The organism is Halomonas sp. AOP22-C1-8 (genome assembly GCF_052378905.1).
In the GTDB taxonomy this organism is placed as follows: Bacteria; Pseudomonadota; Gammaproteobacteria; order Pseudomonadales; family Halomonadaceae; genus Vreelandella; species Vreelandella citrativorans.
The window spans coordinates 112,284-127,213 of record NZ_JBQSYD010000003.1 but is presented as its reverse complement, the minus strand read 5'-3'; the positions used below and the strand labels follow the sequence as shown (position 1 = coordinate 127,213).

The window sequence follows — 14,930 nt, the reverse complement described above, 5'->3', positions numbered from 1 at the left end:
TGCATCGTTGAGATTAACTTCATGAAAAACCGACACTTTGGTTCAGCGGTTGCGAATATAGCGATTAACTGCATTATTGTGCTCACGCAGCGTACGCGAAAAGTGGTGTGTGCCGTCCCCCTTGGATACGAAATAGAGCGTCTCGCCTGGCAGAGGATCAACCGCTGCTTCAAGCGACGCTCGCCCCGGCATGGCAATTGGCGTGGGCGGCATGCCATCAATCACATAGGTATTGTAAGGCGTGGCTTCACGCAGATCGGCATAGGTAATGCGCCCTTGATACCGGTCGCCCATACCGTAAATCACGGTCGGATCAGTTTGTAGGCGCATGCCCTGCTCCGTCCGGCGCTTAAAGACACCGGCGATCTCACGCCGCTCTTCAGGCGCGCCTGTTTCACGCTCAATCAGCGATGCCATAATAAGCGCCTCATAAGGCGTCTCAATGGTCAGGTCATCCGAGCGTGCGGCCCATACTTCTTCTAAAATGTTTTCCATCCGCACCAACGCTTGGCGCAAAATATCGACGTCACTCATACCCAGGTGGTAGCGGTACGTATCGGGGAAAAACCAGCCTTCTGGAAAGGTGCCTTCTCTATCCAGCAAGGTCATTATTTCTTCATCGCTCAACTCCGCCGTGCGATGTTCCAGCTTGGGCGCGTTATTGAGTAGGTCGCGTAGTTGACTGAATGAGCGTCCTTCTGGAAGCGTCAGCGGATACGTCACCACGCGGTTACTGCCTAACAGCGCCAGCATTTCCAACCCGTTCATGCCAGGCGTTAACTCATATTCGCCCACACGAAGACGGGGAATACGTTCGGGCTGAACCCGAGCCAATACTTGAAAAGCCCAGGCATCCTCAAGAATTCCTTGCGCCTCCAACTGCGCAACCACCTGATTAAAGCCTGCTCCAGCAGGCACCTGATATAAAACAGGGGCTTCTAAAGCAAGAGGAGCTTCTAATCGGCTTTGCCAATAAAAATAGCTGCCTGCGACGCCAATGACGCCCAATACCAGCATAATCCCAACAGCGGCCAGTAACCGTTTCAACGTATCACCTCAACAAAATAGGTCAGGGCTTGCGGTATAAGTTGACGCATAGCCAAGCAGGCGATGCGCCCGTGTTTGGAACTTATCGGGCTGATTAATCGGCCAACGCTGCAGACAAACCGCATCTTCAGACAATAACGTCGCCACTGGCCATACGCCCTGTACGGAGTTCGCCACCCAAGCACGCTCAACGGCGGGTAAGGCTTCAAGGGTGAGATTGGCTTCGCGCACAGCGCCTTCAGCAATTAACGCGGCACGCAATGTACCGGCCACGCCACACGTATCGAGTGGCGGCGTAAACAGCTCACCGTGTTGCTGCCAAAACAGGTTCATGCTGGTCGCCTCGACCAACTGCCCCTGAGCGTCCGCCAGCAAACCTTCGGCAATCGACACATCCTGCCACTCTTGTCGGGCCATTACATTTTCGAGGCGGTTTAAATGCTTGATACCAGCCAAAGCCGGTTGGTGAGCCAAGCGTATGCGGCAGGTACGCACCGTTACGCCGCTTTTCCAGCGCTCAACCATAGGGGCGAAAGAAGCCCGCCGACTTAGTAAACGGGGTGTTGGTGTATCAGGTAATGCATACCCCCTTCCACCACTACCCCGCGTCACAATCAGTTTTAATACTTCAAGCGGTGCCGTGGCGTTTCCCTGCCAAGTGGCATCAATCGCCTCTTGGCAGGGAACCGGAATACCGAGCCGCTGACACCCCTTCACCAACCGCGCTACGTGGTATGCCCACAGCACCGGTTTACCGTTACGTAGCAGCACCGTTTCGAACACGCCGTCCCCATACGCCAGCCCGCGATCATCAAACGGCACCTGAGGCAGGGTCATCTTGCGTTATACCTTTTTAAACAACAGCGAGCCGTTGGTGCCGCCAAACCCAAACGAGTTGGACAAGGCAACATCAATACGCATGTTACGCGCCGTGTGCGGCACATAGTCCAAGTTGCAGCCTTCCTGGGGGTTATCCAGATTAATCGTTGGCGGTGCCACCTGATCACGAATGGCCAGAATGCTAAACACCGCTTCAACAGCGCCAGCAGCTCCTAACAAATGGCCAATCATGGATTTGGTAGAACTTACCGCCACATCCTGAGCAGCGCTGCCCATTACCCGTTCAACAGCCCGGCTTTCGGCCAGGTCGCCAGCGGCCGTAGAGGTTCCATGCGCGTTAATATAGTGCACTTCGGCAGGGTCCATTTGAGCATCTTTAATCGCATTGCTCATGGAGAGCGCAGCCCCGCGACCATCTTCAGGCGGTGCCGTCATGTGATAGGCATCATCACTCATGCCAAACCCGACAAGCTCGGCATAGATATTCGCGCCACGTGCTTTGGCATGCTCGTACTCTTCAAGTACCAGTACACCGGCACCATCAGAAAGTACAAAACCGTCGCGATCTTTATCCCACGGGCGGCTTGCCGCTTCGGGATTATCATTACGCGTTGAAAGCGCTCGGGCGGCAGAGAAGCCTCCCAGGCCAAGTGGCGTCGTTGCCATTTCAGCACCACCACAGACCATGATATCCGCATCCCCATAGGCAATCGTGCGTGCACTATAGCCAATGTTGTGCGTACCGCTGGTACATGCGGTGGTAATAGCGATGTTAGGCCCTTGAAAGCCATGTTGAATCGCCAAATTTCCCGAGATCATATTGATGATAGAGCCCGGCACGAAAAAAGGTGATACGCGACGAGCGCCGCCCTTGTTAAGCGCATTGTGGTTATGCTCGATCATGGGCAGGCCACCAATACCTGACCCCATGGCTACCCCAATACGCGGTGCATTCTCTTCTGTACAGGTAATGCCAGCATCCTGAATTGCCTGCGCGCCAGCCGCCATGCCGTACTGAATGAACAGGTCCATCTTGCGGGCTTCTTTGGGATTCAGATAAGGGCTAATATCAAAATTCTTAACCGAACCACCAAAGCGTGTATTGAAGCTACTTGTATCAAAGTGCTCAATGGGCGCTATGCCGCTCTTACCAGCCGTAATATTCGCCCATGTTTCATCCACGTTATTGCCCACTGGGGTCACCAGGCCTAACCCAGTTACCACTACCCTTCTTCGTGCCATTAGCTTTCCTCCAGGCATCCATGGTGACTCGACCCATCCGGGTCATTTTCAGTAGAAATCAGATGACTAGTATAACGGAGATTGAACGTTATGTTCACGGTGAAGCACAAAGCAAAAAAGCCGCCCTTTAAAAGGGCGGCTTTTAAGGGGGGTGCTAGCACCACACCCTCGTTTGATGCATCAACTTGCCCTTACTGGTGGGCGTTTACGTAGTCGATGGCTTCCTGAACTGTGGTAATTTTTTCCGCTTCTTCATCAGGAATTTCAGTATCGAACTCCTCTTCCAAAGCCATTACCAGCTCAACAGTGTCAAGCGAGTCAGCACCCAGGTCTTCAGTGAAAGAAGAGCTGTTCTGGATGTCTTCTTCTTTAACGTTCAGGCGCTCTGCTACAACTTTCTTAACGCGCTCTTCAATAGTACTCATTAACGTACTCCAGTCGTTCACATTAGCCGTTTTGGATAACCAGCTATTTGGAAACCGCAAGCCAAAAGCTGCGGGGTAGTTTATAGACGCCCTTAGGCAGACGCAACCGCTAAGCCTAAGGCCATCAACGCATATTCATGCCGCCGTTTACATGCAGGGTCTCACCGGTAATGTAACTTGCAGCATCACTGGTAAGAAAACCGACAGCGGCAGCTATCTCTTCCGGACCGCCCAGGCGAGCCAACGGAATTTGCTTCAGCAGCATTTCATGCTGCGCTTCCGGCAACGCTTGTGTCATATCGGTCGCGATAAAGCCAGGCGCCACTGCGTTAACCGTAATGGCACGTGAAGCCACCTCTCGCGCCAACGCACGGCTGAACCCTTCCATACCCGCTTTTGCAGCTGCATAGTTAGCCTGACCCAGGTTACCCATGGTCGCCACTACAGAGCTGATGGATACGATACGCCCAAAACGCGCCTTGGTCATGCCTCGCAGGCACGCCTTGCTTACACGATAGACGGACTTGAGATTGGTATCCATCACCGAATCCCACTCATCCTCTTTCATGCGCATCAATAAATTATCACGCGTAATACCGGCGTTATTAACTAAAATTGTCGGCGCACCAAAGCGCTCCGTGATGACCTTAAGCACGTCATCAATGCTTGCCTGGTCCGTCACATTAAGGCAAAGGCCAGCACCCTCAATGCCGTTTTGCTGCAAATCGGCATCAATTTTTTGTGCCCCGGACTCACTGGTCGCGGTTCCGATCACGATACGGCCCTGACGGCCCAGCTCGTGAGCAATCGCTCGACCAATACCACGACTGGCACCAGTAACAAGCGCAACTCGGCGTTCTTGCGTCATAATTTTTTGCCTTTAACTATTGGCTTTTTAACCACGTAAATAAGCAAGGATAGCGAAATTTCAGCGAACTAGGCGTCACTAGCCTGCGCTTCACGTGCCAGTTCAAGCGCCACATCCAGGCTATCAGGATCATTAACTGCCAACCCTTTAGCGCCACGGACAATACGCTTGTTAAGCCCTGTCAGCACTTTACCTGGGCCACACTCAATAAACACATTAACAGACTGAGCAGCCATGGCTTCAACGCATGCCGCCCAACGCACCGGCTGATAAAGCTGCTCGATCAACCGCGTACGCAGCGTATCAATGTCGGCATGCGCCTGCGCATCTACGTTTTGAATAACCGTGTAACGTGGCGCTCGAAATTCGACACTTTCCATAGCGGCGGCCAAACGCTCGGCAGCTGGACGCATCAGTTCACAATGCGAAGGCACCGAAACCGGCAGCGCCATTGCACGCTTGGCACCCGCCTCCTGACACGCCACAATCGCCCGCTCAACCGCAGCGGCACTTCCGGCAATTACGACCTGGCCCGGCGAATTATAATTAACGGCCGAAACAATATCCCCCTGCGCAGCACTGGCGCAAGCGGCTTCAACCGCACTATCTTCCAAGCCGAGAATAGCCGCCATACCGCCCTCACCGACCGGTACAGCGTCCTGCATGGCTTCGCCGCGAAGGCGAACCAGCTGAACGCCTTCAGCAAAACTCATCACACCCGCACACACCATGGCGCTATATTCACCCAGGCTGTGCCCGGCCATGACAGTAGGCCGAGGCCCTTCAAGCTCCTGCCACACCCGCCAAATTGCAACACTAGCAGAAAGCAGCGCAGGCTGCGTGCAAGCGGTCGCGTTTAGCGCGGCCTCGGGGCCTTCCTGGACGACTTTCCACAAGTCGTAACCAAGTGCATCCGAAGCTTCCTCAAATGTTGTTCCCACTACACTATAGCGTTCGGCTAGCTCACGCAGCATTCCAAGCTGCTGAGAGCCTTGCCCGGGAAAAATGAGGGCAAGGGGTTGAGACATGTCGTTCACCTTTGCTCTTTAGGCATTTGCTCATTTGAGCGATAAGCGTGGCTATGGCTACATCCTGCTGTCACCCATAGCCCGCAAAATAAGTTCTAACCTTTTATTATCGAGCACTTTACCTAGTAGCACTCTGCGCCCATAACCTACACCATGGCGTACACATAAGCGCCTTCCTTAATAACTGAAAATGGTATTAACGGCGCTCCCAACGCCCTGCCATACGCGCGGGTAGATTATGCTCCACCTCATGTACAGCACGCTGGATCGCATAATAAAAACCCTCTGCTTGGGTACCACCATGGCTTTTCACCACGATGCCCTTCAAACCAAGCAGGCTTGCTCCATTGTAGCGCACAGGGTTTAATTCTTGCTTTAGATAGCGCAACACAGGCTTGGCCAGTAGGCTTGCCAAACGACCGCTTAGGCGCGATTCAAACGCCATCTGGACACGCTCAACCAGCATACGAGTCAAACCTTCGCTTGCTTTGAGTACGGCATTCCCGACAAAGCCATCACACACCACCACATCAAGCTTGCCTTCAAAAAGATCACCACCTTCGGCATACCCCTGATAGGCAAAGGCGGACGCATCAGGATATTCGCGCAGAAGCCGGTCTGCTTCGCGCACATTCGCACTCCCCTTGGTAGCTTCCGCCCCCACATTAAGCAGCGCGACACGGGGCAGGCTTACATTATCAACGCACTGCGCCATGGCAGCACCCATGACGGCAAAATCAACCAACCGGTGCGCGGGCGAATCCACGTTCGCACCCAAATCCAGTAAATAGCAGCGGCGGCCATAACGGGCCGGAATCGCAGTACTAATGGCAGGCCGTGAAATACCTTTAAGCGTTCCCAGCTCACGACGAGCAAGCGCGACCAACGCAGCCGTATTGCCCGCACTTACGCCAGCGACTGACTCGCCCAGCCGAAGACTCCGCAACATACACGCCATACTGCTTGCCTGGCCATGACGAAGCGCCCAGGCAGCACTGGAGGCCTGAGAGATGCTTAAAGGGGCATCACTAACCGCTAAACGTGACGCTGCCGCAGCCAGAGGCTGCGGCAAGCGTGAAAGCTCAGCAATAATATGCTGACGCGGACCAAACAGAGTCAATTCAAGACCAGGATGTTCAATCACTGCTCTTGCAGAGCCTTCGACAACCGCATGGGAGCCTTGATCGCCTCCCATCACATCAATCGCTAGGCGCATGCAGCACCCACTCTATTTGGCCGCTTAACAAGATAGTTAAGGCTTATACCTCAACCACCTTGCGACCACGGTAGAAACCATCTGCAGCGACATGGTGACGCAGGTGCGTCGTACCGGTTTCTTTGTCCTGAGACAGCGTCGGCGCGCTCAGCGCGTCGTGACTACGACGCATACCGCGCTTGGAACGAGTCTTACGGTTCTTTTGAACTGCCATGGGTGTTTACTCCAGGGTGTGTAGGGTAAATAACGCTTACTTTTTGCCCTTTAAGGCATTAAGCACTGCGAAAGGGTTCGTGGCCGGCGTCGCTTCTTCTGACGTGCCGTCTGTCTTGCTGACCAGCTGCTCCGCCGAGACATGGCATTCGGTCTCATCGTGATAGACCACCTGCGGCAGACTGAGGATAAGTTCATCCTCCACTACCGTTAGTAGATCCAGCTGTTCTTTTTCCACCAGCACCGGTTCATGACTGGCAGGCAGCTCGGCGGCCAAGGCCTCGTCACTGATCATTCCAAGCAGGAAGTCACTGGACACGTCTTGGCTCAGCGGCACCAGGCAACGACGACATGGCAATGCCAGTGTCGCTTGCAAATGGCCACGAATTTCACGACGACCTTGGGCATCCACACCAAACTCAAGGACAACATGACAGTCGCCCGTTTGGTCACCTGCCTCTTCGGCAAGCCGTGGCAACGAATTCAGTGCCACTACGCCTTCTAGTCGTTCGCGGCGGGCTGCAAGCTTATAAGGCTCAACCCGGCTGGGGAGTTGTGAGGTCAACATAGGCGCGCAATGATAGGCACTCCCCCCGCTGGTGTCAAAGCTTCAACTCAATTCTTCATGGTTTATCGCACATTTCCCCATGACTTATCGCCCACACCCGCAAATTAGGCACGCCCGCTGGCTTTCGCTACACTCCCCTTTTATTCCAAATCGCTTAGGAGAAATGGCGTGCCGCTTACTCAAAACGCATCGCTGGTGCTGGGCTCAAGCTCGCGCTGGCGACGAGAGCTGTTGGAACGCTTACAGCTTCCCTATCAGTGCTATTCGCCTGATATTGACGAAACACCTCGTGCCAATGAGTCCCCCAGGGCACTTGTACATCGTTTAGCGCTCAGCAAAGCCAACGCCGTGGCGCCCCACTTCCCCAATCACTACATCATCGGCTCAGACCAGGTAGCACTCTTTGAAGGCGACATACTGGGCAAGCCTCACACCCAGGAACGCGCCTGCGCCAACCTGGCGCGTTTTTCAGGTCAGCGCGTTACTTTTTTAACCGGGTTAGCGCTGCTTGATACCCAAAGGCAACGCCACTACACCCACATAGAGCCTTTCGACGTTATCTTTCGGCAGCTGACCACACGCGAAATTGAGCGCTACGTCACCCTTGAGCAGCCACTGGACAGCGCTGGCAGCTTTCGAATGGAAGGACTGGGCATCACGCTATTTGAGGCGCTAGAAGGGCGTGATCCGAACGCCCTGATTGGGCTTCCGCTTATTGCGCTGTGTAATATGCTACGCCAAGTGGGCATGGACCCACTTGACGGTTAAGCTCGAGCTTATTGTGCCTGATAGCGTAGCGGCGAGTGAGCCGCTTTAAGGCCAAGCACCTCCGCCGCCACTTGGGAAAAGCGTCGCGTCAACCGATCGAACGGGTCAAGGCGCGGCGTATAATCTTCCCAACTCGCCTCCCCCACCTGATCGCGCGCCACTTCTTCAAGGCTTGCCAGTTGGTCCACCAGGCCAAGCTCAAGCGCCTGCTCGCCACTCCAGATAAGCCCAGAGAATATATCAGGCTGGTCGCTTAGCCGATCGCCTCGCCCAGCACGAACGTCATTCATAAATTGCTGATGTGTTTGCGTCAACACACTCTGCCAGAATGCCTGCGCCTCTTCATCAAGCGGCTGAAACGGGTCCAAAAATGCCTTGTTCTCGCCCGCCGTTAACACACGGCGCTCCACGCCTATCTGGCTGATCGCATCCTGAAAGCCAAACCCTGCATAAATAACCCCAATCGAGCCCACCAGGCTTGCCGGTGAAGCAATGATTTCATCGGCTGCCGAGGCGATATAATACGCCCCACTCGCACCGATATCCTCGATAACCGCCAGAATCGGCTTATCACCCTGTTCGCGCAGGCGCATGATTTCCGCATAAATACGCTGCGATTGAACCGGGCTGCCACCAGGGCTATCAATATGCAGCACAACGGCTTCGGTATTATCTGATTCCCAGGCGCGATTTAATCCCTGAATGATACGCTCGGCATTCGCTGGAGCATCACTGGCAATAACACCATTAACGTCTACGATGCCCAAGTGACGCTGCAGGGTAGACGCATCGCCCGTTGCGGCCCAAAAAGCGTTATATACAACAGTCGCGACGAACGCCAGTACCAAAAAGAGCGTCATAAAACGGAAAAACAACTTCCAACGCCGTGTACGACGCTGCTCCGTTAACACGCCGCCAATCCAGCGATCCATCATTTCAACCTGGGCCAAGCGCTGCCGCTCACGCAGCGTTTCAGCATCATCGCCTGCCGCCCCCACCGCAGCAGCCTCATCTTTATAAGCCGCCACGTCAGGACCCTGCGTCCAGCGATCCTGACTTGAACGATCAGGCGTAGGGTTGTCCTCAGGCTGTTGGTATCCGCTGGCATCACTGCGGCGCCAATCATCACTCATATAGCATCCTTTTTTGAGTTTAGGGACGCCAGATGATGGACCATCCACCCAACGTCGCATCCTCTATCCATGCAGCCAGCCAAAAAGATCTTCAACGTTATGAGCGACCCACTTGGGCTGGCTTGCCGCTAGCCGCGCTGGCGTATGAACACCGTACGTTACTGCCACACGATCCATGCCGATGGCCCGCGCCATTTCCAGGTCATATTCCGTATCGCCTACCATCACTGCACGCTCCACGGGAACGTCAAGTTCTAGAAGCAACTCATTCAGCATTTGTGGGTGTGGCTTTGAACGTGTTTCATCTGCAGTGCGACTAGCATGAAACCAGCCCCCACTTCCCGTTTCAGTGAAAACCCGATCAAGGCCACGGCGGCTTTTACCCGTGGCAACGGCCAAACGCTGCTGTTCGCGCTCGCGAAGTCGCGCTACGTGCGCCTCGACCCCATTAAAAAACGGCATGGGCGTTGTGTTTCCATGCACAAACTGATGTGCATAGCGCTGACGCAAGCGTTCAGCCTGAGCAGGACCGATGCCCGGACACAGCGTGGCGATGGCTTCAGGGAGCCCCAGGCCGATAATATCTCTAATGGCCGCGACGTCCAGCTCGCCCCACTCAGCCTCCTGGGCCGCTGCCTGCATACAGGCAACAATTTTCGACACCGAATCCATCAGGGTGCCGTCCCAATCAAAAATAATCAGCTCGTAACGCATTACCGCCCCTTATTACTTCACTGCCCGTACATTTATTGCCGAGCACGCTTGAGCACGTCTTCCAGAACTTCTGGCAACGGCGCCTTAACGGTCACTGGGCGGCCGTTGGTAGGTTCCGGAAACGTTAGCGAGCGGGCATGCAGAAACAGACGACTAACGCCTAGCTGTTTCGTCAAGTGCGCACTTTCACGTGTCGAGTACTTATCATCCCCAAGCAGCGCATGCCCCGCATGAGTCGCATGAACGCGAATTTGATGTGTTCGCCCGGTCACCGGCTCGGCTTCAATCAGCGTGGCTTTCTCAAAGGTTTCAACAACCGCAAAATGGGTGCGCGATACCTTGCCGTTTGGATCTACCCGCACTCTACGCTCACCGTTGCCTGCGTCGAATCGGTCAAGACGCGCACTTTCATAGGTTTTACGTGCAGGCCAGCGACCGCTCACAAGCGCCAGATAACGCTTGTCCATGCCATGTTTTTTTAACGACTCGTTAAGTGTCACCAAGGCATCACGAGACTTTGCCAGCAACAAGCAGCCAGAGGTATCGCGATCAAGCCGATGAACAAGCTCCAAAAAGCTCAAATCATCCCGCACCTGACGCAGTGCTTCAATCAACCCGATTTTAACCCCGCTCCCCCCATGCACCGCCAAGCCAGAAGGCTTATTAAGCACCATCCAGTCAGGGCCTTCCATAATGACGCTACCTACTAACACGTCACGCAAATTATCGCTGACTTCCTTCACCGCCTCACGCGGCGCCAAACGTAATGGCGGCACCCGGACCAGGTCACCCGCCTGGAGACGGTAGTCCACCTTGACGCGCTTTTTATTAACCCGCACTTCACCTTTACGCACGATGCGGTATATCAATGCTCTAGGAGCACCTTTCAGGCGAGTCATCAAAAAATTGTCAATTCTTTGACCTGCCTGTTCAGGGGCGATATCCACCCACTGTACTTCACGCCCTTCGGCCATTGCCGCGCACTCCTGCTGTGTCTCTATGATGCCAGGCTAAAAACGGCATTCTAACGTAGACCCAAGGGCATTGCGTCAATTGCTGGTAGTTGTCTTTACTGTTATATTCCAAATCGTTCACTACTAAGCGTGGGCAGCTTGTCGAGTATTACAGTTTTCACAAGTGCTACTACCACGTTTAGCTAAAAGCGCCTGCCCGACTAACACGCAGGCCTGAGCACAAGAAGCGGCGCCAGTGTACGCATTGCCCGAATCTTAACGTATTAAAATGCAGTCACTCTGTCGCCCGTATGATGTCGACAGATTTGCTAACGCTTAGCCCAAAACGGCAAGCGAATGCTGAATAAAACGCCACGCCCAGAACTGCCCCGTCTTTTCGTCACAAGGCGCTGGTCACTTCTGGGCGACAAGTTCAACGCTGTGCCGACGGCCGGCGTTGACGAATCGATGAATGCTAGGTGTAGGCGGTGTCAGCAGGGCCGGATGGACGTGACAGCCACCGAAACACGTCCTGCCTCCGCCACGTACTCAACCTGTCAGCCGGGTCGGTTAAAACCTTCCTGGCTTGCCGCGTCAGCATAACCATGCGCCGAGCACAAGCACGCAGCACCCACCGATTCGTCTACGTCACTCCTTAGACGGTCCGTCGGCGCGCAACGCTATGCGAGACAACATGAAACGGATGCTTATCAATGCGACCCAACCCGAAGAGCTTCGGGTCGCGCTGGTTGATGGACAACGCCTGTACGATTTGGATATTGAATCAGGTGCACGAGAGCAGAAAAAAGCCAATATTTACCGCGGCAAAATTACCCGCGTGGAACCCTCCCTTGAAGCGGCCTTCGTTGACTTTGGTGCAGAGCGCCATGGTTTTCTACCGCTCAAGGAGATCTCCCGCGAATACTTTCTTAAAGACGTATCTGGCCGCCCCAGTATTAAAGAGGTACTGAAAGAGGGCCAGGAAGTTATCGTGCAGGTGGACAAGGAAGAGCGCGGCAACAAAGGCGCAGCCTTAACGACCTTTATTAGCCTGGCAGGTCGCTTTTTGGTGCTTATGCCCAACAACCCTCGTGCAGGCGGTATTTCTCGCCGCATTGAGGGCGAAGAGCGCAGCCAGCTAAAAGACGCCATGGGTCAGCTCACCGTACCTGACAAGATGGGTCTCATCGTGCGCACGGCGGGCATTGGCCGTAATCCCGAAGAGCTTCAGTGGGACCTGGATTATCTGGCCCAGGTGTGGGAATCAATCACCACAGAGGCCGCCAAGCGCCCTGCTCCGTTCCTGATTTACCGCGAATCCAACGTTATTATCCGGGCCATGCGGGATTACCTGCGCCAGGATATCGGCGAAGTGCTCATTGACAGCCCTGAGATTCATGCTGAAGCACTAGGCTTTATCCGTCAGGTAATGCCGTCATATCAGCAAAAAATCAAACTCTATGCGGATGAAGTGCCGCTCTTCTCGCGCTTTCAAATTGAGTCACAGATCGAAACAGCCTATCAGCGCGAGGTAAAACTCCCGTCTGGCGGCTCGATCGTTATCGACCATACCGAAGCACTGGTTTCAATCGACATCAACTCCGCCCGAGCGACCCGCGGCAGCGATATTGAAGAAACCGCCCTTCAGACCAATTCTGAAGCGGCCGATGAAATCGCCCGCCAGCTGCGCCTTCGGGACATTGGCGGCCTGGTGGTGATTGACTTTATCGACATGGGCCCGGCACGCAATCAGCGCGAAGTCGAAAACCGCATGCGCGACGCTTTGAAGCTTGACCGCGCACGGGTACAGATTGGGCGCATTTCACGCTTTGGCTTGATGGAGATGTCTCGCCAGCGCCTGCGCCCTTCACTGGGCGAAACCAGCGGTGTGGTCTGCCCGCGCTGTAATGGTCAGGGCACCATCCGCGATGTCCGTTCGCTCTCACTCTCGATCATGCGCCTTATCGAAGAAGAGGCCATGAAAGAGCGTAGCGCACAAATTCGTGCGATTCTGCCCGTACCTGTTGCTACCTACCTGCTCAATGAAAAACGTAGCGTACTGGCCGATATTGAGTCACGCCAAGAGGTACGCGTTGTACTGCTACCCAATCCGGAAATGCATACGCCTCATTATGACGTGCAGCGTTTACGCGATGACCATTTAGATGAAGATGACACTCAAACACTGTCAAGCTTCGAGCTATCTACCGATACCGAAGTAGGCAAAGAGCCCAACCCCAACTTCGCGCCGCCCACACAGCGCGCTGAAGCGGCAGTTAAGAGCATTGCTCATAATGCCCCCGCCCCCGCCTCACTACAGACGGACGAGCCAGCAGCAGCCAAGGCCACCGTACCTGCTACCAACGATGAGCAACCCAGCGTTATTGGGCGCTTTATCCGCGGGTTTGCAAAGCTACTGGGCAGCGATGACAACAGCCCAGCCGAAGCCCCTGTTAGCAAGCCAGAAGCGCCTACGCCACGTAAACAAGCCGAGCGCAGCCAACAGAAACCGGCCCCATTAGGCAGTGAGACGAAACAGCGTCCTGCCCGTAGCGAGCGCACCGAAAACAGCAAGGCAGATCAGCGGCAGACCCCGTCGCGAAATGCCAATGTCGATGCCAGCGAAGAAGCCAACGATAAGCGCAGCGGCCCTTCTCGCACTCGCAATCGTCGCCGGAACCAGCAGCAGGACGATACTAAAACGCAGGAGAGTGGCAGCAAAAACAGCCGCCAGAATCAGAAAGAGACCTCTCCCGCAAAAGACGAAAGTCTGGATACATCGAAGAAAGCGCCTCAAAAAGAGTCGCGTCGAGAGGCTCAACGCGACAATAAACCGGCAAAAGAAGCTGCGCAAAACAACGCAGAACAGCCGACTCCCCAGGATGATGGCAAACCGAAGCGTACACGCAACAACCCGCGCAACCGTTCACGCAAGCAGGCAGTCAGCCCTCAGGCGGAAGCCGAGCAGTTAAAGCTGCAGGCCCAGGCAGCCGAAGAGGCAACGCACGCAGACGCTACAGCCCCAGCGACGGAAACGCCCGAAGCTGCAGCGCCGAAACAGGAAGTCGCTCACGAAAGCCTTTCTGAAGCCTCTGCGCAGTTGCCTGAAACACAAGCCGAAGCTTCGCCTGCCAGCAGCATTGCAGATAGCAATCACGCTGACAGCCAATCGCATCAAGCGACCGCTGAGGAAAACACTCAGGAAACCGTTCAGGAACTTTCTCAAGCACCATCTCAAGCAGCAGCTCAGGAAAGTGCCAAGCCTCAAGACGCGGAAAATACCGGCGTTAGCGCTGCTGACGAAACGACTCCGGTAGCGGCAGTTGAACCCGCCGAAACACTTAAAGCGGAACAACCCTCTCCGAAAGTCGCCGAGCATAACGATGCGTCAGCTGAAGCAACAGCACCGGCCCAGCAAGAGACGCCCGCAGCTGCCGAGCCTGAAAGCGCACCGGTCTCGGAAGATGAGCCGAAAACGGCAGATGAAGCGAAGAGTGACGATGTCATATCTCTTCCGCAGCAGACCGATGAAAAGCTCGAAAGCGACGCAAGTAGCGACGTCGATACTACGCTCGCGCCATCGCCCACTGAATTGGCCGAAAGCGGCGTAGCCGATGACCCCCAACAGTTGGCACCGGTCAATGCGTTGGCAGACGCTACACCTGTTCAGGAACCTGTAGAAAGCAGCACACCTGCGGATAACGTACCTGCCGACAAATCGCTTGCCCAGGAAGATGTGCAGCCTGACGCCACTAACGTTGACGTTGCGCCACACGCCGCTAAACCGGTAGACGCACCTGTCGCCGAAGAAGTGGCTGAAGAAGCACCCAAGCCGCGTCGTCGCCGCACCCGTGCGCATAACGACCCTCGTGAGCTGCGCAAGCAGGCACAAGAAGCCAGCAAAGAGTAATTTGC

General features: G+C 54.9%; 14 protein-coding genes. 2 read left to right on the top strand and 12 right to left on the bottom strand.

The features are described 5' to 3' along the window. Positions 1 to 42: 42 nt before the first annotated feature. From mltG to ACT3TY_RS02805, 9 genes are all read right to left on the bottom strand, one after another. Positions 43 to 1,047, bottom strand: coding sequence for an endolytic transglycosylase MltG (mltG, locus tag ACT3TY_RS02845; protein ID WP_444627286.1), 1,005 nt, complete (start codon positions 1,045 to 1,047; stop codon positions 43 to 45). 9 nt (positions 1,048 to 1,056) lie between these two features. Further along, on the bottom strand, positions 1,057 to 1,884 hold the full coding sequence (gene pabC / locus ACT3TY_RS02840; RefSeq protein ID WP_444627285.1) for an aminodeoxychorismate lyase: 828 nt from the start codon (positions 1,882 to 1,884) through the stop codon (positions 1,057 to 1,059). 6 nt (positions 1,885 to 1,890) lie between these two features. Then, positions 1,891 to 3,129, bottom strand: a complete 1,239-nt coding sequence (gene fabF / locus ACT3TY_RS02835; protein WP_444627284.1) for a beta-ketoacyl-ACP synthase II — start codon at positions 3,127 to 3,129, stop codon at positions 1,891 to 1,893. Between the two features lie 191 nt (positions 3,130 to 3,320). Beyond that, positions 3,321 to 3,554: an acyl carrier protein gene (acpP, locus tag ACT3TY_RS02830; RefSeq protein ID WP_008956801.1), complete on the bottom strand. Its 234-nt coding sequence runs from the start codon at positions 3,552 to 3,554 to the stop codon at positions 3,321 to 3,323. Positions 3,555 to 3,678: 124 nt separating this feature from the next. Then, positions 3,679 to 4,422, bottom strand: coding sequence for a 3-oxoacyl-ACP reductase FabG (gene fabG, locus ACT3TY_RS02825; RefSeq protein ID WP_193056301.1), 744 nt, complete (start codon positions 4,420 to 4,422; stop codon positions 3,679 to 3,681). A 68-nt stretch (positions 4,423 to 4,490) separates the two neighbouring features. Further along, the gene (gene fabD, locus ACT3TY_RS02820; RefSeq protein WP_444627283.1) at positions 4,491 to 5,450 is read right to left on the bottom strand and encodes an ACP S-malonyltransferase; all 960 of its coding nucleotides are present in this window, start codon (positions 5,448 to 5,450) and stop codon (positions 4,491 to 4,493) included. A 196-nt stretch (positions 5,451 to 5,646) separates the two neighbouring features. Then, entirely contained in the window at positions 5,647 to 6,666 is a 1,020-nt protein-coding gene (gene plsX / locus ACT3TY_RS02815; protein WP_444627282.1) for a phosphate acyltransferase PlsX, read from the bottom strand. A gap of 43 nt (positions 6,667 to 6,709) precedes the next feature. Next, on the bottom strand, positions 6,710 to 6,880 hold the full coding sequence (rpmF, locus tag ACT3TY_RS02810; RefSeq protein ID WP_087109291.1) for a 50S ribosomal protein L32: 171 nt from the start codon (positions 6,878 to 6,880) through the stop codon (positions 6,710 to 6,712). 36 nt (positions 6,881 to 6,916) lie between these two features. Further along, positions 6,917 to 7,447 carry a YceD family protein gene (locus ACT3TY_RS02805; RefSeq protein ID WP_087109293.1) on the bottom strand — a complete coding sequence of 177 codons (531 nt, stop codon included), beginning with the start codon at positions 7,445 to 7,447 and terminating at the stop codon, positions 6,917 to 6,919. A gap of 168 nt (positions 7,448 to 7,615) precedes the next feature. On the opposite strand from ACT3TY_RS02805, the gene ACT3TY_RS02800 reads away from it, so the two are divergent. Further along, positions 7,616 to 8,215, top strand: coding sequence for a Maf family protein (locus tag ACT3TY_RS02800; protein ID WP_172116369.1), 600 nt, complete (start codon positions 7,616 to 7,618; stop codon positions 8,213 to 8,215). Between the two features lie 8 nt (positions 8,216 to 8,223). Here the strand turns inward: ACT3TY_RS02800 and sppA are convergent, their stop codons facing one another. From sppA to ACT3TY_RS02785, 3 genes are all read right to left on the bottom strand, one after another. Continuing rightward, entirely contained in the window at positions 8,224 to 9,348 is a 1,125-nt protein-coding gene (sppA, locus tag ACT3TY_RS02795) for a signal peptide peptidase SppA (protein ID WP_444627281.1), read from the bottom strand. A gap of 63 nt (positions 9,349 to 9,411) precedes the next feature. Next, complete coding sequence (locus ACT3TY_RS02790; protein WP_172116367.1) at positions 9,412 to 10,062, bottom strand: HAD family hydrolase; 651 nt, start codon at positions 10,060 to 10,062, stop codon at positions 9,412 to 9,414. 32 nt (positions 10,063 to 10,094) lie between these two features. Continuing rightward, on the bottom strand, positions 10,095 to 11,036 hold the full coding sequence (locus ACT3TY_RS02785; protein WP_087109302.1) for an RluA family pseudouridine synthase: 942 nt from the start codon (positions 11,034 to 11,036) through the stop codon (positions 10,095 to 10,097). A gap of 673 nt (positions 11,037 to 11,709) precedes the next feature. Here ACT3TY_RS02785 and rne point away from each other — a divergent pair. Then, a complete protein-coding gene (rne, locus tag ACT3TY_RS02780; RefSeq protein WP_441677063.1) occupies positions 11,710 to 14,925 on the top strand; it encodes a ribonuclease E in 3,216 nt (1,071 codons plus the stop codon). Positions 14,926 to 14,930 lie beyond the last annotated feature (5 nt).